The sequence below is a fragment of the Streptomyces sp. NPDC048417 genome (genome assembly GCF_040651615.1).
Classification (GTDB): Bacteria; Actinomycetota; Actinomycetes; order Streptomycetales; family Streptomycetaceae; genus Streptomyces.
The window spans coordinates 337,188-358,838 of the sequence record NZ_JBEZKI010000002.1 but is presented as its reverse complement, the minus strand read 5'-3'; the positions used below and the strand labels follow the sequence as shown (position 1 = coordinate 358,838).

19 protein-coding genes, 1 tRNA gene and 4 pseudogenes are annotated in these 21,651 nt (G+C 70.3%); 16 read left to right on the top strand and 8 right to left on the bottom strand.

Annotated features, from left to right (window positions below; translation table 11 throughout):
- The first annotated feature begins 3 nt into the window (after window positions 1-3).
- Window positions 4-906, top strand: a complete 903-nt coding sequence (locus AB0D59_RS04265) for a sugar phosphate isomerase/epimerase (RefSeq protein WP_362560569.1) — start codon at window positions 4-6, stop codon at window positions 904-906.
- A gap of 118 nt (window positions 907-1,024) precedes the next feature.
- Window positions 1,025-1,213 (top strand): hypothetical protein, encoded by a 189-nt coding sequence (locus AB0D59_RS04260; protein ID WP_362560567.1) that lies wholly within the window; start codon window positions 1,025-1,027, stop codon window positions 1,211-1,213.
- On the opposite strand, the gene AB0D59_RS04255 is transcribed toward AB0D59_RS04260, so the two are convergent.
- Window positions 1,201-2,241 (bottom strand): NAD-dependent epimerase/dehydratase family protein, encoded by a 1,041-nt coding sequence (locus AB0D59_RS04255; RefSeq protein ID WP_362560565.1) that lies wholly within the window; start codon window positions 2,239-2,241, stop codon window positions 1,201-1,203. The genes AB0D59_RS04260 and AB0D59_RS04255 overlap by 13 nt on opposite strands.
- A 129-nt stretch (window positions 2,242-2,370) precedes the next feature.
- Between AB0D59_RS04255 and AB0D59_RS04250 the strand changes: the two genes are divergently transcribed.
- Window positions 2,371-2,940: a TetR/AcrR family transcriptional regulator gene (locus tag AB0D59_RS04250; RefSeq protein ID WP_362560562.1), complete on the top strand. Its 570-nt coding sequence runs from the start codon at window positions 2,371-2,373 to the stop codon at window positions 2,938-2,940.
- Between the two features lie 63 nt (window positions 2,941-3,003).
- Here AB0D59_RS04250 and AB0D59_RS04245 read toward each other — a convergent pair whose 3' ends face one another.
- Window positions 3,004-4,008, bottom strand: a complete 1,005-nt coding sequence (locus AB0D59_RS04245) for a Gfo/Idh/MocA family oxidoreductase (RefSeq protein ID WP_362560559.1) — start codon at window positions 4,006-4,008, stop codon at window positions 3,004-3,006.
- 211 nt (window positions 4,009-4,219) lie between these two features.
- Complete coding sequence (locus tag AB0D59_RS04240) at window positions 4,220-5,386, bottom strand: phytanoyl-CoA dioxygenase family protein (RefSeq protein ID WP_362560876.1); 1,167 nt, start codon at window positions 5,384-5,386, stop codon at window positions 4,220-4,222.
- A gap of 146 nt (window positions 5,387-5,532) precedes the next feature.
- Between AB0D59_RS04240 and AB0D59_RS04235 the strand changes: the two genes are divergently transcribed.
- The gene (locus tag AB0D59_RS04235; protein WP_362560556.1) at window positions 5,533-6,564 is read left to right on the top strand and encodes a LacI family DNA-binding transcriptional regulator; all 1,032 of its coding nucleotides are present in this window, start codon (window positions 5,533-5,535) and stop codon (window positions 6,562-6,564) included.
- Window positions 6,565-6,597: 33 nt separating this feature from the next.
- Here AB0D59_RS04235 and AB0D59_RS04230 read toward each other — a convergent pair whose 3' ends face one another.
- The gene (locus tag AB0D59_RS04230; RefSeq protein ID WP_362560554.1) at window positions 6,598-6,945 is read right to left on the bottom strand and encodes a cupin domain-containing protein; all 348 of its coding nucleotides are present in this window, start codon (window positions 6,943-6,945) and stop codon (window positions 6,598-6,600) included.
- A gap of 129 nt (window positions 6,946-7,074) precedes the next feature.
- Here AB0D59_RS04230 and AB0D59_RS04225 point away from each other — a divergent pair, with 129 nt between their 5' ends.
- The 3 genes and pseudogenes from AB0D59_RS04225 to AB0D59_RS04215 all read left to right on the top strand — a co-directional run bounded on the left by AB0D59_RS04225 (window position 7,075) and on the right by AB0D59_RS04215 (window position 8,989).
- Window positions 7,075-7,587 (top strand): hypothetical protein, encoded by a 513-nt coding sequence (locus AB0D59_RS04225; protein WP_362560551.1) that lies wholly within the window; start codon window positions 7,075-7,077, stop codon window positions 7,585-7,587.
- Between the two features lie 73 nt (window positions 7,588-7,660).
- Window positions 7,661-8,518 (top strand): intradiol ring-cleavage dioxygenase, encoded by an 858-nt coding sequence (locus tag AB0D59_RS04220; RefSeq protein WP_362560548.1) that lies wholly within the window; start codon window positions 7,661-7,663, stop codon window positions 8,516-8,518.
- A 2-nt stretch (window positions 8,519-8,520) separates the two neighbouring features.
- Window positions 8,521-8,989, top strand: a pseudogene (locus AB0D59_RS04215) (iron-containing alcohol dehydrogenase).
- Between the two features lie 136 nt (window positions 8,990-9,125).
- Here AB0D59_RS04215 and AB0D59_RS04210 read toward each other — a convergent pair.
- On the bottom strand, window positions 9,126-9,704 hold the full coding sequence (locus AB0D59_RS04210; protein WP_362560546.1) for a helix-turn-helix domain-containing protein: 579 nt from the start codon (window positions 9,702-9,704) through the stop codon (window positions 9,126-9,128).
- 243 nt (window positions 9,705-9,947) lie between these two features.
- Between AB0D59_RS04210 and AB0D59_RS04205 the strand changes: the two are divergent.
- The 3 genes and pseudogenes from AB0D59_RS04205 to AB0D59_RS04195 form a co-directional block, all read left to right on the top strand.
- Window positions 9,948-11,372, top strand: a pseudogene (locus AB0D59_RS04205) (MFS transporter); the annotation flags it as partial.
- A 45-nt stretch (window positions 11,373-11,417) separates the two neighbouring features.
- Window positions 11,418-11,491 (top strand) — tRNA-Pro (locus AB0D59_RS04200).
- 959 nt (window positions 11,492-12,450) lie between these two features.
- Window positions 12,451-13,246: pseudogene (locus AB0D59_RS04195) on the top strand (LD-carboxypeptidase).
- Window positions 13,247-13,544: 298 nt separating this feature from the next.
- On the opposite strand, the gene AB0D59_RS04190 reads toward AB0D59_RS04195, so the two are convergent.
- On the bottom strand, window positions 13,545-14,594 hold the full coding sequence (locus tag AB0D59_RS04190) for an SgcJ/EcaC family oxidoreductase (RefSeq protein WP_362560543.1): 1,050 nt from the start codon (window positions 14,592-14,594) through the stop codon (window positions 13,545-13,547).
- A 154-nt stretch (window positions 14,595-14,748) separates the two neighbouring features.
- Entirely contained in the window at window positions 14,749-15,549 is an 801-nt protein-coding gene (locus AB0D59_RS04185; RefSeq protein ID WP_362560540.1) for an alpha/beta hydrolase, read from the bottom strand.
- Between the two features lie 287 nt (window positions 15,550-15,836).
- On the opposite strand from AB0D59_RS04185, the gene AB0D59_RS04180 reads away from it, so the two are divergent.
- Together AB0D59_RS04180 and AB0D59_RS04175 are read left to right on the top strand one after the other, a co-directional pair.
- A complete protein-coding gene (locus tag AB0D59_RS04180; protein WP_362560538.1) occupies window positions 15,837-16,784 on the top strand; it encodes a helix-turn-helix domain-containing protein in 948 nt (315 codons plus the stop codon).
- Window positions 16,785-16,958: 174 nt separating this feature from the next.
- Window positions 16,959-17,181, top strand: a pseudogene (locus tag AB0D59_RS04175) (IS110 family transposase); the annotation flags it as partial.
- A 42-nt stretch (window positions 17,182-17,223) separates the two neighbouring features.
- Here AB0D59_RS04175 and AB0D59_RS04170 read toward each other — a convergent pair.
- The gene (locus AB0D59_RS04170) at window positions 17,224-18,189 is read right to left on the bottom strand and encodes a helix-turn-helix domain-containing protein (protein WP_362560535.1); all 966 of its coding nucleotides are present in this window, start codon (window positions 18,187-18,189) and stop codon (window positions 17,224-17,226) included.
- Between the two features lie 79 nt (window positions 18,190-18,268).
- Here AB0D59_RS04170 and AB0D59_RS04165 point away from each other — a divergent pair, with 79 nt between their 5' ends.
- From AB0D59_RS04165 to AB0D59_RS04150, 4 genes are all read left to right on the top strand, one after another.
- Window positions 18,269-18,616: a DUF6616 family protein gene (locus AB0D59_RS04165; protein ID WP_362560532.1), complete on the top strand. Its 348-nt coding sequence runs from the start codon at window positions 18,269-18,271 to the stop codon at window positions 18,614-18,616.
- Window positions 18,613-19,275 carry an HD domain-containing protein gene (locus AB0D59_RS04160; RefSeq protein WP_362560529.1) on the top strand — a complete coding sequence of 221 codons (663 nt, stop codon included), beginning with the start codon at window positions 18,613-18,615 and terminating at the stop codon, window positions 19,273-19,275. Before AB0D59_RS04165 ends, AB0D59_RS04160 begins: the two co-directional genes overlap by 4 nt.
- Before the next feature lie 417 nt (window positions 19,276-19,692).
- A complete protein-coding gene (locus AB0D59_RS04155; RefSeq protein WP_362560526.1) occupies window positions 19,693-20,619 on the top strand; it encodes an AraC family transcriptional regulator in 927 nt (308 codons plus the stop codon).
- Between the two features lie 247 nt (window positions 20,620-20,866).
- On the top strand, window positions 20,867-21,649 hold the full coding sequence (locus AB0D59_RS04150; RefSeq protein WP_362560524.1) for an alpha/beta hydrolase: 783 nt from the start codon (window positions 20,867-20,869) through the stop codon (window positions 21,647-21,649).
- Window positions 21,650-21,651 lie beyond the last annotated feature (2 nt).

Sequence of the window (21,651 nt, the reverse complement as noted above, 5' to 3'; positions counted from 1 at the left end):
CCCATGGCGAACGCCCTCGACCGCATCCGCGTCGGCTCGGCCCCCGACTCCTGGGGCGTCTGGTTCCCGGACGACCCCCAGCAGGTCCCCTGGGAACGCTTCCTCGACGAGGTCTCCGAGGCCGGGTACTCCTGGATCGAACTCGGCCCGTACGGCTACCTTCCCACCGACCCGGCCCGCCTCACCGACGAGATCGCCCGGCGGAACCTGAAGGTCTCGGCCGGCACCGTCTTCACCGGCCTGCACCGCGGCCCCGCCGTCTGGGACTCCACCTGGGAGCACGTCAGCCAGGTCGCCGCGCTCACCCAGGCGATGGACGCGAAGCACCTGGTGGTCATCCCGTCCTTCTGGCGGGACGACAAGACCGCCGAGATCCTGGAGCCGCACGAGCTGACCGGCGAGCAGTGGGCCCACCTCACCAAGGGCATGGAACGGCTCGGCCACGAGGTGAAGGAGACGTACGGCCTGGACATCGTCGTCCATCCGCACGCCGACACGCACATCGACACCGAGGAGCACGTGGAGCGCTTCCTCGACTCGACCGACACGGACCTGGTCAACCTCTGCCTGGACACCGGTCACTACGCCTACTGCGGCGGCGACAGCGTCAAGCTGATCGAGACCTACGGCGAGCGGATCGGCTACCTCCACCTCAAGCAGGTGGACCCGGCGATCCTGGCCGACGTCCAGGCCAAGGGCACCCCGTTCGGGCCGGCCGTGGCGCAGGGCGTGATGTGCGAACCGCCCACCGGGGTACCGGAGCTGGGCCCGGTGATGGAGGCGGCGCAGCGGCTGGGCGTCGACCTGTTCGCCATCGTCGAGCAGGACATGTACCCCTGCGAGCCGGACAGGCCGCTGCCCATCGCGGTGCGCACCCGGCAGTTCCTGCGGTCCTGCGGCGCCTGAGCCCGGGAACACGCGCCAGGACCCGGACGTTCTTCAGGACGACGGGACGAAACCGAACTCCGCCGCGGCGGCCATCATGCCGCCGCCGCGGCAACGCACACGGGCCATGGGGGCGAGGATGACACACGAAGAGCACGCGGAGCCGGACGCCGACGCTGCCGACGAGGTGCTGCGGCACGAGCGTTTCGGCGCGCTGCCGGAGCGGATCCGCCCGGAGGACATGGTCGAGACCAGGCCGGCGATCGGGCACGACCCGGACCGGGACGCCTACGACCCGGACGAGTTCGCGGTCCGTTACGGCCTCTGAGCCGCCGGGACCGGGACCGCGCCGTGGGCGAGCAGGCTCTCGGCGCAGTCCAGCACCGTCTCCCGGGCCGGGCGCGGCTGCCAGCCGAGCAGTCGCGCCGCCTTCTCGGTGCTGTGCCGGTTGCGCCGGCCCAGCGCCGGGGTGATCTCCCGCAGCGCGGGGTCCCGGAAGCGGGCCGCGAGCCGCACCGCGAAGTCCGGCAGCCGGCGCGTCGGTACCCGCCGCCCGCGCTCGCCGAGGCCCTCCCGCAGGAACCGCGCCAGGTCCGCCATCCATACGAACTCACCGGTGGCCAGGAACCGTTCGCCGGCGGCGGCCGGTGAGGTCATCGCCCCGAGGTGGATGTCGACCAGGTCCCGGACGTCCACCACCTCCAGCCCGATCCGGGGCACGCCGGGCATCGCCCCGGAGAGCATCCGGGCGACGATCCCGACGGAACCGGCGACGTCCGCCGTCAGCACCGGCCCGAACACGGCGCCGGGCAGCACGGTGGCCAGTTCGGTCGGCCCGTCGTACCCCCGCATGAACTCCCAGGCCGCCAGCTCGGCGAGGGTCTTCGCACGCCGGTAGGGGATCAGCGTCGGATCCTCCGGATCGGTCCACAGCGTCTCGTCGGTGACGCCTTCCGAGGCGTACGACGACGGGCTCGCGGTGTTCGCGGCCGACGTCATCACCACCCGCCGTACGCCCGCCGCGGTGGCCGCCCGCAGCACCCGCAGGGTGCCCTCCCGGGCCGGGGTGACCAGGTCCGGGGTCCGGGCGCTCACGCCCAGCGGCGAGGCCACATGAAGCACCCGGTCGACGCCCTTCATCGCGGCCTCCCAGCCGGCGTCGGCGGTGAGGTCGGCGACGGCGAAACCCAGCCGCCCGGCCGGGGCGGCGACCGCCGAGACGGCGTCGACCACCGCCTGCTCCCGGACCGGTGAGCGCACGGTCGTCCGCACGTCGTAACCGCGCCGCAGCAGCTCGGCGACGCACCAGCCGGCGATGTACCCGGTGCCGCCGGTCACCAGGATGAGTTCGGGCATGACTGACCTCCACGGATGCGGTGGGATGTGCCACAATCGGCGATGAAACGGAGACCCCCTCCGCTACATCTCCGAACGTACCGGAGGGGTCTCGGATGACAATCCACTTCGGACGGACGACTGACACCCGTGAACCCGCAGCCCTCGAAGCCGACCCGGAAGGACGCCCGCGACAACCGGGACCGGATCCTCGCCGCCGCCCGCGCGGAGCTGGCCGCCTCCACCTCGGCCTCGCTCTCCGCGATCGCCCGCGAGGCCGGCGTCGGCATCGGCACGCTCTACCGGCACTTCCCGACCCGGGAGGCGCTGATCATGGAGCTGTACCGGCACGACCTCCAGCACCTGATCGATCTCGCGCCAGGCCTGCTGCGCACGCATCCCCCGCTGGAGGCCCTGCGCCGCTGGTTCGACGAGGTCGCCCACTACGGCCGGCTCAAGTTCGGCGTCTTCGAGGTCGTGCACGCGGCGACCGGCGGCGGCGCCGACCCGATGTACGGGCCGTTCGTGCACGCCATCGGCACCCTGCTCGACGCCGGCGCCGCGGACGGCACGCTCAAGCCGGACGTCGACCCCGAGGACGTACTCCTCCAGCTCAGCGTCCTGTGGCGGATCGACCCGGCGCGCGGCGACGCGGAGGCGCGGGCGGCGCGGATCCTGCGACTGATCGTGGACGGGCTGCGGGCCCAGCAGGGGAAATGACGAAGGGGCGGGCGGAGGGACCGTGCTCCGGTCTCTCCGCCCGCCCCGCCGCCGTGCCCGGTGTCAGGCGCCGCGTACCTCCGCGATGGTCACCGGACGGTGCTCGTGCAGGGACAGCGTGCAGGCCTCCGCGATCCAGCCGGCCTCCAGGGCGTCCTCGACCGTGCAGGGGGAGGGGCGGCTGCCGGCCACGACCTCGGTGAACGCGGTGAGTTCGGCGCGGTAGGCCGCGGTGAAGCGGTCCATGAAGAAGTCGTGCGGGGTGCCCGCCGGGAAGGTCACCCCGGGTTCGACCGAACGCAGCGGGAGCTTGTCCTCCAGGCCGACGGCGATCGAGTCCTGGAAGCCGTGCAGCTCCATACGGACGTCGTAACCCCGGGCGTTGTGACGGGAGTTGGAGACCACCGCGATGGTGCCGTCGTCCAGGGTGAGGATCGCGCCGGTGGTGTCGGCGTCGCCCGCCTCCTTGATGTAGTCGGCACCCCGGTTGCCGCCGACCGCGTACACCTCGGTGACCTCACGGCCGGTCACCCAGCGGATGATGTCGAAGTCGTGCACCGAACAGTCCCGGAAGATACCGCCGGACACGGCCACATAGGCGGCGGGCGGCGGGGCCGGGTCCAGGGTGGTCGAGCGGACGGTGTGCAGCTTGCCCAGCTCGCCGGCCTGGACGGCGGCACGCGCGGCGACGAACCCGGCGTCGAAACGGCGGTTGTAGCCGATCTGGATCGGCACTCCCTTGCCCTGGACGGCCTTGAGGACCGCGACACCGTCACTCATGTGCTTGGCGACGGGCTTCTCGCAGAAGACGGGGATGCCGGCCTCGACGCCGGCCAGGATCAGGGCGGGGTGGGCGTCGGTGGCGGCGGCGACCACGATGCCGTCCACGCCGGCGGCCAGCAGCGCCTCGGGCGAGTCCACGACCTCGCCGCCGAACTTCTCGGCGGCGGCCTTGGCGGCATCCGCGAACGGATCGGTGAGAACGAGCGACTCGACCGCGTCGAGCCCCGAGAGGGTCTCGGCGTGAAAGGCACCGATACGACCGAGACCGAGAATTCCCATACGCATGCGAATGTCACTCCTTGATGTGTACGCGCCCCATAGAGGCACGGGCTGTGCCGATAGGCGGCTCCGACGCGTGGGCGCGGCCAGTCACAGTGGCGCCGCAGACGACCGGCGGCGCGATGGGGCAGATTTGGTGAGCCCCGCCGAGTCGACCAGGCAGTCGATCCGGCCGTACGCGTCGCTCACCTCGGCCACCGGGAAACCCTGGGCCTCCTCAGCTCTCGCGCCGGGCCGTCGCGGCCCGCAGTTCGTCCCGCAGCACCCGCGTCGGCCATCCCTCGCGCAGCGCCCGCCGCACCAGGTCCGCCTGCGAGCGCGGGGCCGTGCCGTCGACCGGTTGATCGCTGTCGAGGTTGGTCGGGAAGGGGTAGCCCTCGGCGCTCGCGGCGATGACGTGCTCCAGCCAGGCCTCGGAGGCCCCCTCCGCCCGGCGCCGGCGCAGTACCGGGTAGACCGCGTTGGCCACCGCCTCCCGGTCCACCGTCTCCATGGCCCGTCCGAAGGCCGAGGACACCTGGAGCAGGTTGGCCATCCGGCGCACGTCCACGCTCCGGTTGGTGCCGGCAGCGTGGAACACCGCTGGGTTGAAGAACGCCGCGTCGCCCTTGGCCAGCGGGAGCTGCACGTGGTGGGCCTTGAAGTAGTCCTGGAACTCCGGTCGCCGCCAGGCCAGATAGCCCGGCTCGTAGGTCTGGGAGTAGGGGAGGTACAGCGTCGGCCCGGACTCCACCGGCATGTCGCAGTGCGCGACCGCGCCCTGGAGGGTGAGCACGGGGGAGAGGCGGTGCACATGGGCCGGGTAGGCCCCGGCCTGCTCGTCGGAGAGGAAACCGAGGTGGTAGTCGCGGTGCGCGGTCTGCGCCACGCCGCCCGGGTTGACCACGTTGATCTGCGAGGTGACCTGGTAGCCGGGGCCCAGCCAGGCCCGGGAGACCAGGGCCAGGATGTCGTTGGCGTAGTAGTCGGCGAACACCTCCGGGTCGTACAGCGCCGCCTTCTCCAGCGCGTTCCACACCCGTTCGTTGGAGCCCGGCTTCGCGAAGTGGTCGCCCGTCCCGGCACCCGACTCCTTCTGCTCCGAGATCAGCGCCTCGAACACATCCGTGGCCCGGTCGACGACCTTCGGGTCGGGGAACGCGCCCTTGAAGACGACGACACCGGGGCCGTCGGTGAGGGCGCGCACGAGTTCGGTCCGCATCTCGTGCGGCGCGTCGGCGGTGCGCAGCCGCTCGCTGTCGTAGACGAGGACGTTGCGCTCGACGGCCGAGGCGTGCGGGTAGCCGGCCAGGTCGGTGGTCCGCTCGACCAGCGCGCGGAAGGTGTCGAGGTCGCAGTCCTGCTCGGAGAGCCAGGCGCGGCCCTGTTCGGCGGCGAGGGACATCGGTGTCCTTCTTTCGGTCATGGCCACGGTCACGGCCACGGCCGCGGTCAGGGCCATGGGAGCGGCGGGGCTCTGTCATTCTTGTCAGTACAAACCCCTCGAACAACCAGCAGCGAGCCATCAAAAACCCTTCAAGGAGCCAGGCTGTGGGCCACCCCTTCCCGATCCGTGAAATCGCACGTCAGGCAGGGCTCAGCGAGGCCACGGTGGACCGGGTGCTGAACGGCAGGGGAGGGGTGCGGGAGAGCACCGAGCGGGAGGTGCGGCAGGCGATCGCCGATCTGGACCGGCAGCGCACCCAGGTCCGGCTGGTGGGCCGCACCTTCATGGTCGACATCGTGATGCAGGCGCCCGAGCGGTTCACCACGGCGGTGCGCGGGGCCCTGGAGGCCGAGCTGCCCTCGCTGCATCCGGCGGTGGTGCGCTCCCGGTTCCACTTCCGGGAGACCGGGCCGGTGGCGGAACTGGTGGGGACCCTCGACCGGATAGCCCGCCGGGGCTCGCAGGGCGTGATCCTCAAGGCACCGGACGTCCCCGAGATCACCGCCGCCGTGGGGCGCCTGAGGTCGGCGGAGATCCCGGTGGTCACCCTGGTCACCGACCTGCCCGCCAGCGGCCGGCTCGCCTACGTCGGCAGCGACAACCGCGCGGCCGGTGCCACCGCCGCGTATCTGATGGGCCAGTGGCTGGGCGACCGGCCCGGCAATGTCCTCGCCAGCCTCAGCAGCGGCTTCTTCCGCAACGAGGAGGAGCGCGAGATGGGCTTCCGCAGCGTCATGCGGGCCACCCATCCCGAGCGCACCGTGGTGGAGATCGCCGAGGGGCTGGGGCTGGACGCCACCCAGTACGACCTGGTCCGCGCCGCCCTCGAACGCGACCCGGAGATCCGTGCCGTCTACTCGATCGGCGGCGGCAACAACGCGACCCTGCGCGCCTTCGCCGAGCTGGGCCGGGAGTGCGCCGTGTTCGTCGCCCACGACCTCGACCACGACAACACCCGCCTGCTGCGCGAGCACCGCCTGTCCGCCGTCCTCCACCACGACCTGCGGCAGGACATGCGCGAGGCCTGCCACCTGGTGATGCGCGCCCAGGGCGCGCTGCCCCCGGCGGGCCGGACCCTGCCGTCGCCGATCCAGGTGGTCACGCCGTACAACATGCCCGCCCCGGCGGGCCGCTGAGCCGGGCTCCACCGGGAGACGGGCGGCCCCCGCTCACAGATTGATCGCGTAGGCCTTGCGCAGCGTTTCGTGCACCGTCCACGTCGTACGGTCGCCCGCGCGCAGCACGGCCATGTCCCCGGGACCCACCGTGAACGCCGGCCCGCCCTCGACCGCGATCGTCGCCGAGCCGCTGACCACCACGAACAATTCGTCCGCCTCGGTGTCGGTGACCACCCCCGGGGTGATCTGCCAGATCCCCCGGAGCTGCTTGCCGTCGGCCGACTCCCAGACCACCTTCCCGGTGACCTCGGGCGTGCCGGAGACGATCTGGTCCGGGGCCAGCGGATCGGGTTCGAGCTCGGCGTCGGGGATGTGCAGGGCGAAGCTGTGCGTCGTCATACGGCGACCCTAGCGAGCCCGCCGGTGCCTGGGCGTGGACAGGGTGTGGGGCATCGGGCCTGGTGGGAGGACACTTCGTCGGGCCGTCCGGAATGGCGGGGGCGGCGCGCCGGGGTGATCGTGGAGAGCATGGCCGACTCCACGGCGGCGGTGGCGGAGCCGCACCCGCACGACACCCGCGAGGCCGTCCTGTTCGGCGGGGTCTACGGCGCCGTGCTGGCCTCCTCCATGGTCGCGGCGCTCACCCAGTACGGTCACACCTCCGCCGCGAGCCGCCGCTACGACGCCCTCTGGCTCCTGGTGACCGCCTGTGCCTCCGCCCTGGCCCACGGCTATGCCCACTACATCGCCGAGCGTGCCCCGCACCGGCGCTGGGAGGGGCTGCGCTCCCTGGCCGACGAGTGGCCGCTGGTCACGGCTGTGCTGCCCACGGTCTTCCTGCTCGCGGGCGCCGGCTGGGGCTGGTGGCCGCCCAAGGGCGTCGAGTACCCGGCGTTCATCCTGAACATCGTGATCCTGTTCGGCCTGGGGCTCGTCACGGCCCGCTGGTCGGCGCGGAGTTGGCCCGCGGCCGTGCTCATCGGCATCCTCGACGCGTTGCTCGGGGTGATCGTGGTGGTGGCCAACGCGCTGATCAAGTAGATCCGGTTCATTGAACAGTCAACGGGCTTACGATCACTCATGGTCACTGTTCCTCCGGGCAAGGAGCCGCGGCATGACAACCGAAGACACAGTCACCACGGAGGCCGTCGAGAGCCTGCGGGGCACCGACGACCCCCGGCTGCGGGACGTGCTCGCGGCACTGATCCACCATCTGCACGCCTTCGCCCGCGAGACCCGGCTGACCCAGGGTGAGTGGGAGACGGCGGTCGCGTTCCTCACCGCCACCGGGCAGACCTGCACGGACACCCGGCAGGAGTTCATCCTGCTCTCCGACGTGCTGGGCCTGTCGATGCTGGTCGAGACGGTCAACGGGCACAGCGGCCCCGGCAGCACCGAGTCGACCGTCCTCGGTCCCTTCCACAGGACCGAGTCCCCGGTCCGGGAGCTGGGGGCCGACATCGACCTGGTCGGCACCGGCGAACCCTGCGTGGTCAGCGGGGTGGTCCGGTCCGCCGACGGCACCCCGCTGCCCGGCGCCGTCCTGGACGTCTGGCAGGCCGACCCGCACGGCTTCTACGACGTGCAGCAGCCCGAGCTCCAGCCGCCCGGCAACGGCCGGGGCCTTTTCACGGCCGACAGCGAGGGCCGCTTCCGGTTCCGGACCCGTGTGCCCAGCGCGTATCCGATCCCGACCGACGGCCCGGTGGGCGCCCTGCTGAAGGCCACCGGACGGCACCCCTACCGTCCCGCCCACATCCACTTCATCGTCTCGGCCGAGGGGCATACCCCGGTCACCACGCACATCTTCGTCGCGGGCGGTGCCTACCTGGACTCCGACGCGGTGTTCGCGGTCAAGGAGAGCCTGGTCAAGGACTTCACGCCGACCGACGACCCGGCGCTGGCGGGGGAGTTCGGCATGCCGAACCCGTTCCGGCACGCCCGCTTCGACCTCGTACTGGAGCGTTCGTGAATCTGGACTTCGTGTACGAGACCCGGCCCGCCCGCGTGGTCTTCCGGCCCGGCGCCGCACTCACCGCGCCCGCCGGGGAGTCCCGGCACCTCGGGTTGCGGCGGCTGCGGGTGCTCAGCGCAGAGCGGGGCGCGGGGACCGCGCGGGCCGTCGCCGACTCGCTCGGGTCGGCCTGCGCCGGCCTGCACACCGGGGCCCGGATGCACGTCCCCGGCGCCCGCCGTGCCGGAGGCGGCGGCCGCCGTGGCCCGGGCGCTCGGGGCGGACGACGCGCCGGGCGCCCTGCAGGAGCTGGCGGGACGTCTGGGGGCGCCTCGTTCGCTTGCCGAACTCGGTCTGAAAGAAGGCGACTTGGCGGTGGCTGCCGGGCAGGTGGCGGGGCAGGCGTATGCCAATCCGCGACCGGTTGCCGTCGACGACGCACTGGGTGTGTTGCGGGCGGCGTACGAAGGGAGAACCGTTCGGGGCTGAGTGGTGAGTGGCGTTCGGGACTGAGTGGTGAGTGGTGAGTGGTGGTCCGCGGGTCGGTGGGGGCCTCTCGCGCCCGCGCGGCGGTGGCCCCCGTTCGATACCCCGCTGATATCGCCCCGCACCCCTGGAGGGGCGCCTACCGCACCGTTCGTACGCCGTCCAGGGCGATGGACATGACGCGGTCGCGCTGGGCCTCGTCGTCGAAGGCCGTCGCCGTGATGCCCGAGACCATCCGCAGCAGGTCGCCGATCTCCATGTCCGTCCGTACCACGCCCGCCTTCTGGGCTCGCTCCAGCAGCGGGCCGCCGGCCGAGTACATCGAGTCCCGGCAGGCCGAGAAGATCTCCGACTCGTCGTTGAGCGCCTCGCGCACCGCCCGCTTGGTGACCATGTAGCCGGTGAAGCGGTCCAGCCAGGAGGTCAGGGCCTGCCACGGATCCAGCTCGGCCAGTTCCAAGGCCGCCCGGCACAGGGTGTTGACCTCGTCGGCGTAGACGCTCTCGAAGAGGTCGCGGCGGGTGGGGAAGTTGCGGTACAGCGTGCCGATGCCGACCCCGGCGCGGCGCGCGACGTCCTCCAGGGAGGCCTCCGCGCCCTTCTCGGCGAACGCCTCGCGGGCGGCCGCGATCAGCGCGTCGTAGTTGCGGGCCGCGTCTTTGCGATGCGGTCTGCGGGCCGCGACGATCTCACTGACGGGGAAGGGGACGACGGTCACTGCTGCCTCCCGGGGGGCGATGGTGAACCGGAGGGATTACTCGACTTCGGTTGAAGCGGAGGGTTGCCTCCAGTACAGTGGAGGGGTACCTCCACTTTAGCAGTGCGAAAAGGGCCCGCCGAGGCCGGACGCGGCCTGCGCCCGCGCCCTTCCGCACGACCCAGACATCTCTTTCCCTCGCTTTCCCTCGTTCTTTCCCTCGTTCTTTCCCTCCGTGTCCGATGTTCGGAGAGGCTCTTTCAGCCCCGCAAGTCCACCCGCCTCACCTTCGCGGTCCTCGCGACCGGTGCCGGCGTGTTCTCCATGCTCCAGTCGCTGGTCGCGCCGGCCCTGCCGACCGTCCAACATGCCCTGCACACCTCGCAGTCCAACGCGACCTGGGTGATGACGGCCTATCTGCTGTCCGCCTCCGTCTTCACCCCGATACTCGGCCGCGTCGGCGACCTGACCGGCAAGAAGCGCACCCTCGTCGCCGTCCTGCTGGCCGTCCTGGCGGGCTGCCTGCTCGCCGCCCTCGCGCCGAACATCGGCGTCCTGATCATCGCCCGGGTCGTCCAGGGCGTCGGCGGCGCCCTGTTCCCGCTCTCCTTCGGCATCATCCGGGACGAGTTCGCCCCGGCTCGGGTCAGCGGCAGCATCAGCAACCTGTCCGCGGTGATCGCGGCCGGCGGCGGCGTCGGCATCGTGGCCGCCGGGCCCATCGTCTCGGCGCTGGACTACCGCTGGCTGTTCTGGCTCCCGGTCGGCGTGGTCGCCGTGACCGTCCTCATCGCCGCCCGCTATGTCCCCGAGTCGCCCAAGAGGGCCGAGGGCAGCGTCAGTTGGCTCGGCGCCGGGCTGCTCTCCGCCTGGCTGGTGGCGCTGCTGCTGCCGCTGAGCCAGGCCGGTCAGTGGGGCTGGGGCTCGGCCAAGGTGCTCGGCCTGTTCGGCACGGCCGTCGTGCTGTTCGCGGTCTGGCTGCTCGTCGAGGCCCGCTCCCGTACCCCGCTGATCGACCTGCGCGTCATGCGGCTGCCCGTCGTCTGGACCACCAACGCCGCCGCCCTGCTCTTCGGCGCGGGCATGTACGCCCTCTGGTCCTTCCTGCCCGGCTTCGTCCAGACGCCGTCCGCCGCCGGATACGGGTTCGGCGCCAGCGTCACCGCCTCCGGGCTGCTGATGCTTCCGATGCTGCTCGCGATGTTCCTCTCCGGCATCCTCAGCGGCCGGCTGGAGCCCAGGGTGGGCGCGAAGGCGCTCCTCACCGCCGGTGCGGCCTTCGGCGCCCTCGCGCTCGGCCTGCTCACCCTGTGGCACACCGCCCAGTGGCAGATCGCCGTCGTCTCCGGCCTGTTCGGCCTCGGTATCGGCCTGGCCTTCGCCTCGATGGCCAACCTCGTCGTTGGCAGCGTGCCGCCCGAGCAGACCGGCGCCGCGACCGGCATGAACGCCAACATCCGCACCATCGGCGGCTCCGTCGGCGCCGCGCTCACCAGTGTCCTGGTCACCGGCCGGCTCCAGCCCTCCGGACTGCCCTACGCCTCCGGCTACACCCACGCCTGGGCCCTGCTCACCCTGTTCTGCCTGACCGCCGCCGGGGCCGCGCTCCTGGTGCCGGTCCGTCGCGGACAGCGCGTCACCGCAGCGGTCACGGAGCCGGCGGCAGCAGCACCGGCACGCGTGCGGTAGTGTTGACCTGCGTGATCACGCGGTACACACCGCGTGACTGCGCAGCGGGACGTGGCGCAGCTTGGTAGCGCACTTGACTGGGGGTCAAGGGGTCGCAGGTTCAAATCCTGTCGTCCCGACTTTACGAAGTCGCAGGTCAGGGGCCGTTTCAGGAAAGTTCTGAAGCGGCCTTTTGATCATTTTCGGGGACCCGGTGGGGACCAGTCCGCTTGAACGCGGCTGAAGCGCACCTTGACTCAGTCAGGGTGCGCTGCACAACCCGTGCGCCAAGCTGCTTTGTGATTTCTGTGTCGATTCGAGCTATGGGGAGTTGCCCTCACCTGTTCGACGACGCGGCGAGGCGCTTTCATTTGCCGATCCCTGGAGCAGGCCGGCATCACCGCGGCCGCCAACCGGTCGGCGGGCCGCACGGTTGTACGGCACCTGTACATCCTCGCGCCCGGCTCCGCGCCCGCGCCCGACCGGGACGATGCCGTCCCGGAGGCGGCGGCCGTGCCCTAGGGCCGGTGAAGACACAGGAGTTGGCCAGTGACGGCTACGACCGCGCGCTGGCCGCCCGCCGGCAGGCCGCCCGCCCCGCCTGGCCGACCCGGACACCGCGGAGGCAGTGGAGCGGCAGACCAGGGCGATGCGCAAGCTCAGGGCCCGCGCGTTCCCGGAGTCGGAAGCCGTGCCGGATGATGCGCCGGCAGCGATCGCTGTGGCCCGTGCTCGGCGCCGGCGGGAAGGCGAGGTCTAGCGCGTGGCCGCGCTACGTCGGGCCCGCGAAGAACGCCCGGCACGGGAAGTCGATGCGGTGGCTGGCCCGGACCCGGCGCGGCACCGGAGTATGCCGTGATCGTCGGCCCGTCGGCCCGTCGGCCCGTCGGCTGCCGCTCACTGTGCGGGAACCGGCCTTTCGCAATGGACTGTCAACCGAGAGTGGCTACGGCGGCTCCTTCCGGCTCCGCCGAGGCGCCTCAAGGAGGCGCCCACCCTCGGCAAGAGGCCCAATGCGTCAGGCGCTTGCACAGCGCCGGATGGTGACCGGCCCGGACAGTCAGAGTCTCGTGACGCTATCGCCGCGAGGTGAGGACCGGTGGACGACGAGCAGTTGCTTCTGCGTGGTCCTGAGGTGCGCGCGATCATCGCGCATGACGGCGGTCAGACGGCGCTCGGCTACCTCGACCTGATCGACTTCGAGGCGATCACTGCCGATCCCAAGCCGATCCTTGGCTACAGCGACGTCTCGCTGCTGCATCTGGTGCTCTATGCGCGCACGGGCCTGGTCGGCTTCCATGCCGACTTGGCCACCCCTGGACTCGGCGGCCACTGGCAGGCCGCGCCCGGAGCACGCGGAGCGGAACTTGAAAAGCTCTACTCCACGCTGCTGACCGGCGGTACGGAGCCGATCGGTGCGCTGCCGGCCACCCCGTCGTGGGAGTACTGGCGTGGCGGCCGCACCGAGGGCAGGCTGATCGGCGGGGTGACCAGTCGCATCGTGCTGGCGCAAGCGACGCCGTACGCGCCGCCGCTCGAACGGTTCGACCGCGCGGTGCTGTTCTGGGAGAGGACGGGCAGCCGGGCAGCGCATGTGTGGAGCTATCTCCAGGTACTGCGGCATCCTCGATCGGATCTCCGGCATGGTCGTGGGCGTTCCGTACGCGATCGACGGACTCGACTTGCCCGACACCTCCCCGACCCTGCCCGAGATCGTCCTCGACGTCCTCGGCGACCGTGACATCCCGGTCCTGGGCGACGCCGAGTTCGGACACGTCGGCGCCAATCTGCCGATGCCGGTCGGTATCCGCGTCGCCCTCGACACGCAACAGCGGAGCTTGTCGCTGCTCGAACCGGCAGTACGTCCGCTCACGGTGACCGGACCGGGCGGATGAGCAACGTGGATCAGTGAGTCTCTTCATGGGGCCTGCCCAATCGGCTGGTCAGGCGGATGCCGATTGGCCATTGGGTGACCATCACCCGATCGGTGGCCACTCTCAAGGAGCTCATTGAGTGCCCGGCATTGAGGAACTCCTCAGCAGGTTTGGGGGGCTGGGGCGCCGGGCGATGAGGCGGGTACGCGGTTGGCCTGCAACGGACATCCCTCACAGCATCCTGAACATTGATCAGGTGCCCGCCAAGTCCTGGAGGGGCGGGCGGCCTGTGCATCCGTGCCCAGGCCGCCCTACGCGATCAGCTGAAGAACGGGTCGTCCACGACGTGAACCCAGCCGCCGCCCGGCTGGCGTCGGAGGATCTCGGTGGTGGTGGAGACCACCGGCTCCGGTCCGACCCCGGTGAGGGTGGCGATGTTCGACACCAGGGCTACGTCGTCGACCTGTCGGATCTCGCGCGGTTCGAGCTTGAGGCGGGCACCGCTGTCGACCATCTGCCGCATGGCCTCGCGGATGGCGTCCGTGCCGACCAGGTGGGTTCCGGGAGTGGGGACGAAGTGGGCGTTCGGCTCGTAGAGCGACACCAGACCCTCGACGTCGCCGGCCTCCAGGTACTCCATGTACAAGGTCCCCACCTGCTGGGGCGTCTCGGCACGGCGCCGGGCGGTGACACCGACCGGCTTGTCGCCCCAGCCGGCCGCGTCGATCAGGTCGTACCAGGTGGGATAGGCGCCGTAGGGCAGGTGGCGACGCACCAGGTCGCCGATGAAGGTCGTCGGGGACGCCTTCTGGGGCTTGGCCACGCCCTGGGTGATGATGAGGTCGCTGAACCCGTGGGCCAGGTCCTGACGCGGCAGCAGGGCGTGCACTTCGTCGGCGAGGCCGGCCGGCAGGCTCTCACGCTGGATTCCGAGGATGTCGGTGCCGATACCCGCCTGGGCCAGCGCCACCTCCGTGCCCTTCCGCGACGCGATGCCGTCCGAGGTGTGCAGAGCGATGGCGTCCCAGACGACGGCGATACGCTCTTCCTCGACACCGCGCTCGCGGAGGAATGCCGCTGCGAGGTCGGCGCCGTCGACCTCGAAACGCTGGTCGCCGTTGCTGCCCTCCTCGCTCAGTCCCAAGTCGTGCAGGACGCAAGCGACGAACAGCAGCTCGTCGTCGTAGTCGGTACCGGCGCGCAGACCCCGGTTCTGGGCATGGGCGCGGGCGAAGACGTAGCTGCGGACGCAGTGATCGTGGATGAAGGCGGGCGTGGCCTGCGCCGCAAAGGCGAATGTGTCCCGGGTGAGGCTCGTGTCGGGGAGGTCGAGCTGCTCGAAGACGGACAGGTGTGCGTCGGTGGTCATGATGTGTCTCCTTCTTTTGGGCCCCGGTCCGGGGCGGATCGGCACGGTGGCCGGGCGGCACGTTCACGCGTGCCGGGTATGGGGGGTGCGGCTGGACGGCAGGTGGCGTGACAGCCGATCGCCACACGGGGGATGTGCGGCTGGAGTGCTGCGCTTACAGCTGGGCGACGAACGCGCCGATGTGCGCGGCCACCTGGTCGGGCACCTCGAGGGGTGAGAGGTGGCCGGTGTCCTTCAGGACGGTCAGCGTGGCGGTCGGGATCAGCGGCAGCAGGTGGTCGGCGAGCACGGTCGGCGGGTCGACCTTGTCGTGGCTGCCCGCGAGAACCAGCACCGGCACCTCGATGGCCGAGACGCCGGCCGACACGTCCTGGACCAGGCCCTGGCGCGGCCACTCGAGTCGGGCCTCGTCGCCGCCGCGCAGACTGTCCTCGACCACCTGCTGCCGCAGCTCGGAAGTCAGCCCGCCGTGGGTCAGCATCAGGTCGATGCTCTGCAGAACCGCCTCCGCGCTGTCGTAGGCGTGCGAAACCGTCTCCTGCGCCTGCTCGGTCACCCCGATCGGCGCGGGCGGCGCGGGCGCCACGAGGACGACTCCCCGCAGACCGGCGGGCTTGCGTGCGGCCAGCAGCTGGGCCACCTTGCCGCCCATGGAATGCCCGACCAGCACATAGCGGGAGTATCCGAGCGCGTCGACGACCCGCTGCGCGTCGTCCGCGAGCTGCTCCAGGTCGTAAGGTCCCGGCACGCTCGTGGAGTCGCCCCATCCGCGCTGGTCGTAGGCGATGAAGCCGCGCCCGGGATCCAGACGCTCCAGTACCGGGATCCAGGTGCGCCGTGAGCCTCCCCAGTAGTGCAGGAAGACCAGCGCCGGGCCGTCACCCTCGCGGACGTGGGCGTACACCTGGCCGCCCCGCACATCGAAGAAGCGGCCCACCACAGGCTGCGAAGTCATTGCCGGCTCCTCGTCCACGGTCGGGGCTCGTGAACCGCTCCACCGGTGTGTGGAGTCGGCTGCCCCGTGCTCGCTCTTCGATCCTGCTCCGGAACATCCCTTCCAGGACACGGCTCATCTGCCAGCATGCGCATCTTTTGGGTCATGCCCTGCAAGTGAGCCCTTGCTTTCCGGTCACACGATCAGCGACCTGATCAGGTGATTTATGCCGGGAACATTTCTGAGGTGAGGCGCGATGGCTCCTTGGCCCTCCCTGTGACACTGGTGTCGGACGTAATATTGCGGCCATGAACAAGCACCGGGTCATGGTCCTGGCGGTGGACGGCGTGCTGCCCATGGATCTGGGGATTCCCACGCAGATCTTCAACGCCCGTCCGAACACCCCCTACGAGCTCACCGTGTGCGGGGACACCGAGGAGGCCTTGACCACGAGCGCCGGTTTCACCCTGGGGCTGACCGCGGGTCTCGAGGCGCTCGCCGAAGCGGACACGATCATCGTCCCGGGCTTCGAGGACTTCCGGCGCCCTCCGCGTCCACGGGTGCGGGCCGCTCTCAAGCTCGCCGGCCGCGCCGGGATACGCATCGCTTCCATCTGCACCGGCGCCTTCGCCGTCGCCTCGGCCGGACTGCTCGACGGCCGCACCGTCACCACCCACTGGGCCAAGGCGGATGACCTCGAAGAGCTCTACCCCCGGCTGCGTGTCGACCGCAACGTCCTCTACATCGACAACGACACCATCCTGACCTCCGCAGGATTTACGGCCGGCATCGACCTGTGTCTGCACCTGGTCCGCAAAGACCTCGGCGCGGCCGTCGCGAACGACATCGCCAGGGACATCGTCGCCGCACCGCACCGCGACGGCGGGCAGGCTCAGTACATCAACAGGAGCCTCCCCACTCCCCAGGCCACCACCCTCGCCGACACCCGTGAATGGGCCTTGCTCCGCCTCGAAGAAGAGCTCACCATTCCCCACCTCGCCGACCATGCCGGTGTCTCCCCACGCACCCTGACCCGCCTGTGGCGCCAGGAAACCGGTGTCAGCCCCCATCAATGGCTTCTGACCGCCCGCATCAACCGCGCGCGAGAACTCCTGGAGGCCACCGACCTCCAGGTGGAGCAGATCGCCGTCCGGTGCGGCCTCGGCAGCGGCGCCAACATGCGCGCCCGCTTCCGTGACACCGTCGGCAACACCCCCACGGCCTATCGCCGCACCTTCCAGCACCAGGCCGCCTGACGGCGAAGGCCGGACCGCGCGGTCACAGAGTCCGTCGACTCCGTCGACCCAGGCGCGCGTCCGCCCCGGCAGTGTCCAGGGCAGGAAGATCGCCTCACGGTAGGGCGTCGAGAAGACTCGTGGCTTGTACGGCTCGAACGGGCATGATCGCGCGCCTCGGCCCTGTGCGGCAGTTCGGGCAAGGCCGGCGGCAACCCTCACCGGCCGCTGGTCCACCACCGAAGGCTCCAGCGCGTCTTCTGCACCTCCGCGCTGGTCAGCGTCCGCTACGACCCGAACTCGCGGAAGTTTCTACGACCGCAGACGCGTCGGAGGGAAGAAGCACCTCCAAGCAGAGCTCGCCCTCGCCCGTCGGCGCGTCAACGTCCCGTGGGCCCTGATCCGTGACCGAAGGTGCTCGAAGTGGCGCCCCCGTGGCTGCGACCGCCTGACAACAGAATCAGGAAGCGAAGGTGCGGCGGTAGCTCGACGGGCTGGTCCTGGTCATCGCGGTGAAGTGGATTCGCAATGACTCCGCGGAGCCGAAGCCGCATCGGTGGGCGATGTCGTCGATGCCGAGGCGAGTGGTCTCGAGGAGTTCGCGCGCGCGGGCTACGCGTTGCATGGCCACCCAGTTCATGACGCTCGTTCCGGTCACGGCCCGGAATCTGCGGCGCAGGGTTCGTGTGCTCATGTGGCTGTGCCGGCTGACCGACTCCAGGGAGAGCGGCTCGTCGAGGTTTTCCAGGATCCAGGCGATCACGTCGGTGATCTCGGAGTCGCCGTCGGGCGGGATGTGCTCGATGAACTGCGCCTGTCCTCCTTCGCGGTGGGGCGGGCTGACCAGGAAGCGGGCCATCGTGTTCGTGGCGGCCTGACCATGGTCGAGCCGCAGGAGATGCAGGCACAGGTCGGTTCCGGCGAGGACACCCGCGGAGGTGAAGACGCCGGCGTCCTCGACGTAGAGCTCCGCTTCGCGGACCTTGACCGACGGGTGGCGGTCTCGTAGCAGGTCGGCCCAGCGCCAGTGGGTGGTGGCGCTGCGGCCGTCCAGGATCCCGGCCGCAGCCAGGGCGAAGGCGCCCGTGCAGATCGACACCATCCGGCTGCCCCGGTCGTACGCGTCACGCAGTCGTTCGACCAGTTCGGCGTCCGGAGACTCGGTGGGGTCCTGCACTCCGGCGACGATCACGGTGTCCGCCGTGTCCAGTCGGTCGAGCGGCTCGACCTCGCGGGGAACCAGCGGGTTCTCCGCGGGAACCGCACTCACCAAGGTCAGCTCGTAGGGGGCGCCGCCGGGCCAGCAGGCGGTCACCCAGTCCGGCCAGCGGCCGAACACCTGCTGGGGAACGGCTACGTCCAGCAGGACGTAGCCCGGCTGCACCACCACTGCGATCTTGGCCGGATCTTTGGGATTACTGTCCATCTGGCCATCGTACGGTGGCCCTCGGTCTTCCTAGGCTGGTCGCATCACGCCGATCGCGATTAGTGAGGAGATGCGCACCATGTACGTAGTCGTCGAGACGTGGACACCGAAGCCCGCGTTCTTCGCCGCCGACGAGAAGGCGCGGAACGACCTGTTCACAGGGATTCAGGAAGCCATGAAGCAGCTCGCGGACATCGGATTCGTGACGCTTGGCTGGGGCAGGGTGGAACCGGCCGCGCCTTCCGCGTCCTATGACTGGTTCGCGGTCTGGCAGGCCCCTTCGAGGGAAGTGGCCGACGTGTTCCTGGGCGGTGTCGAGAGCTCCGGCTGGTACACCTACTTCGAGCAGACCAACGTCGTGGGTGAGCTGCGCCCGGCCGAGGTGGTCATGGCCGAGCACCTGGCGCTGGAGGCTGAGGTCAAGTGAGCGTGCTCCAGAATCTGCCGGAGAAGATCGGAGGGTGGCCGCGTACGGCGGCCACGGAGGCCGCCGTTGCCTTCACTGCCGAGCACTCTCCGGAATGGCTGCTCAACCACACTGTCCGCAGCTACTTCTATGCGCGTAGCATCGCCGCCGCCAGGAGCCTGGTCGCGGGGGTGGACTACGACGACGAGACGCTCTTTCTCGCCACGGTGCTGCACGACATCGGTCTGACCGACGCGGGGCAGGGTCCGAACCGGTTCGAGGTGGACGGTGCGTTCCGGGCCGCTCGATTCGCCCGGGAGCACGGGCTGTCCGATGTCGCCGCCGACCAGATCTGGGATGCGGTGGCGCTGCACACCTCACCGGGGATCGCGCCCCACAAGCATCTGGTCGGTGCTCTCGCGCACTTCGGTATCGGTGCCGACATGTTCGCTTTCGGTATCGAGGAGGTGGACCGGGCGGTACTGGACGCGGCGCACGAGGCGTTTCCGTATCTGGATCTGCGGAACAAGATCCATGCGCAGGTGGTCCATCAGATCGACGAGCAGCCGTCGAAGTGGGCGCCGGTGTCGTTCGTCGACATCGTGTACCGCAAGCACCGGCCGGACAATCCGTTCCCCGGGCTGGACGAGCTGGTCGCCGCCCCGGTGCGTCCGGACTGACGACGTCTCGCGATGGCTGCGGCCGGGTTCCGTGGCCGTTTGCCGGCGGGCAGCTGTGACGAAGGAGACGCGGAGCCGGGCATCCCGTGTGCCTGGCTCCGCGCCTGCGTTGACCCGGCACCGCGTCCCGGGCCCTTGAGCGTCGGCATCCCGGCTGCAAGGAAAGCCGGGGCGGTCGCGATGCGGGAACCGATGTCGTCGGGAGCGGCGCCGAGTTCTTCGGCGAGGGCTTTCACGGCTGCGTCGAGAGTGGCGGTCATGTGGGGGGCGCACAGTTCGCGGTTGGCCGCGAACATGCGGTGTTCGAGCCCGTTGGTCTCGTCGTCCTGTCCTTCGGCCCGTAGCCATAGGCCCGAGATTTGCATGGCTGGGCGGCGGCCCGGTATGGGCCCAGGACGAAGGACGCTCGTCGCCGGTGTGATCAGCCGCAACTGCGATCATTGGTGGATGGCCGGTATGGGAAGCCCGGATGTTGTCGACGTCAGCTATTACAACCCGGATCAGCCCCGGCTGGGGCTGGAGGTTTTGTCCTTCGCGACGCTGCGTGAGCGGCTGCTGCCGTCTGTCGCGGCGGCTCCCAGTCGTCCGGACTTCCATCAGCTGACCCTGGTCACCCGCGGCGAGGGTACCGCGTTGATCGACTTTGTGGCTTACCCGTGCGCTCCGGGGACTCTGCTGCATTTGCGTCCTGGCCAGGTGCAGCGTTTCCCCGCGGATCCTCAGGGGGGCATTGCGGATCTCGATGCGACCTTGGTGGTGTTCACGCCTGCCTTTCCACCGCCGGTGCCTGCCAGTTCAGTCGTCATCGACGAGGGGCTCAGCCCTGCCGCCTTCTCACTGTCCGCGGTGGAGTACCGGGCCATGTCGGTGGCGGTGGCCGAGATAGCGGCGGAATACGCCACGCTGGCCGAGCGGGACGCTTCACAGGCGGAACTCACTGTGGAGCTGCTGCGGCAGCTTCTTGCCGCGCTGCTGGTACGCATGGCCCGGCTGCCGCATCCCGGTGAATGGAATCCTGCGGCGGGGGGCGAGGCGTTCCGGGTCTTCCGCGGCGAGCTGGAACGCGCGTTCACCACGAGGCGCCGTGCTGCCGAGTATGCCGCGCACCTCGGTTACTCGCCGCGGACGCTGACGCGAGCCTGTCTGGCCGCTACGGGCCGTACCGCGAAGGATCTCATCGACGACCGTGTCGCCCTGGAGGCCAAGCGGCTGCTGGTACATACGGGCCTTCCTGTCGCGTCCGTCGGGCGCATGCTGGGCTTCACTGAACCCACCAACTTCGGGAAGTTCTTCGAGCGGACGGTGGGTGCCACTCCCGGGGCATTCCGCGCCACGCAGCGCTGACAACCCCGCCCGCTCGGACAGCCAGCGGCAGCTGGGCTGTGGGGCGGAGACCGCGCCGCGCCCGGGCTCTCCGAGGCGCACGCCTTGAGCGGATCGGCGAGTCCATTTTCGACCATGGCGCGTCCCTTGCATACCTCGCCTGCGCAGCACGCATCGCGCATTGTTTAAGCACGCAGTCAGCGCGTTATCCGCGTCCGGTCAAGCCTCCGACTGCCTGGTGAGGTCGGGAGGAATGGAGAAAACAACCATGCCGTACGCAGACGTCAACGGTGCCCGCCTCTACTTCGAGGACAGCGGTGGTGAGGGCCCGGTCGTGGTCTTCAGCCACGGCAACCTCATGGACCGTGACATGTGGGCGCATCAGATCCAGGTCCTGGCCGCGGACTTTCGGGTCGTCGTGTGGGACGAGCGGCTGCACGGCCGGACCGAGGACGACGGCAAGACCTACACCTACTGGGACTCGGCCGCCGACCTGATCGGGCTGCTGGATCACCTGGGCGTGCAACAGGCGGCGCTGGTAGGGCATTCGCAGGGCGGCTTTCTGTCGATGCGGGCCGCTTTGCTGGCGCCTGAGCGGGTCAAGGCCCTGGTGCTGATCGACACGACCTCGGTCTCCTGGCCGCTCGAGGCGCTGGAGCAGATGCGTGGCGTGTCGGAGGGATTCCGCGGCGCGGGTCCGGAGGCAGTGGCCCCGGTATTGCTGGGGATGCTGCTGGGCCGGCCCGCGATCCACGACCAGTGGCTGGCGAAGTGGCGGGCGCAGCCGCGTGAACGGCTCGCCGACGCGGTGCAGGTACTGATGGGGGTTGACGACATCACCGGCCGGCTCGGTGAGATCACGGTGCCTGCCCTGGTCGTCCACGGCGACGCGGACCAGCCGATCCCGTACCCGTTGGGCCAGGCGCTGGCCGGGAAGATCCCCGGTGCCGAGGAGTTGGTCACCGTGACCGGGGCCGGACACACGACGAACCTCACTCACCCCGACCAGGTCAACCCGGCGTTGGCCGGCTTCCTTCGCCGGTATGCCTGACG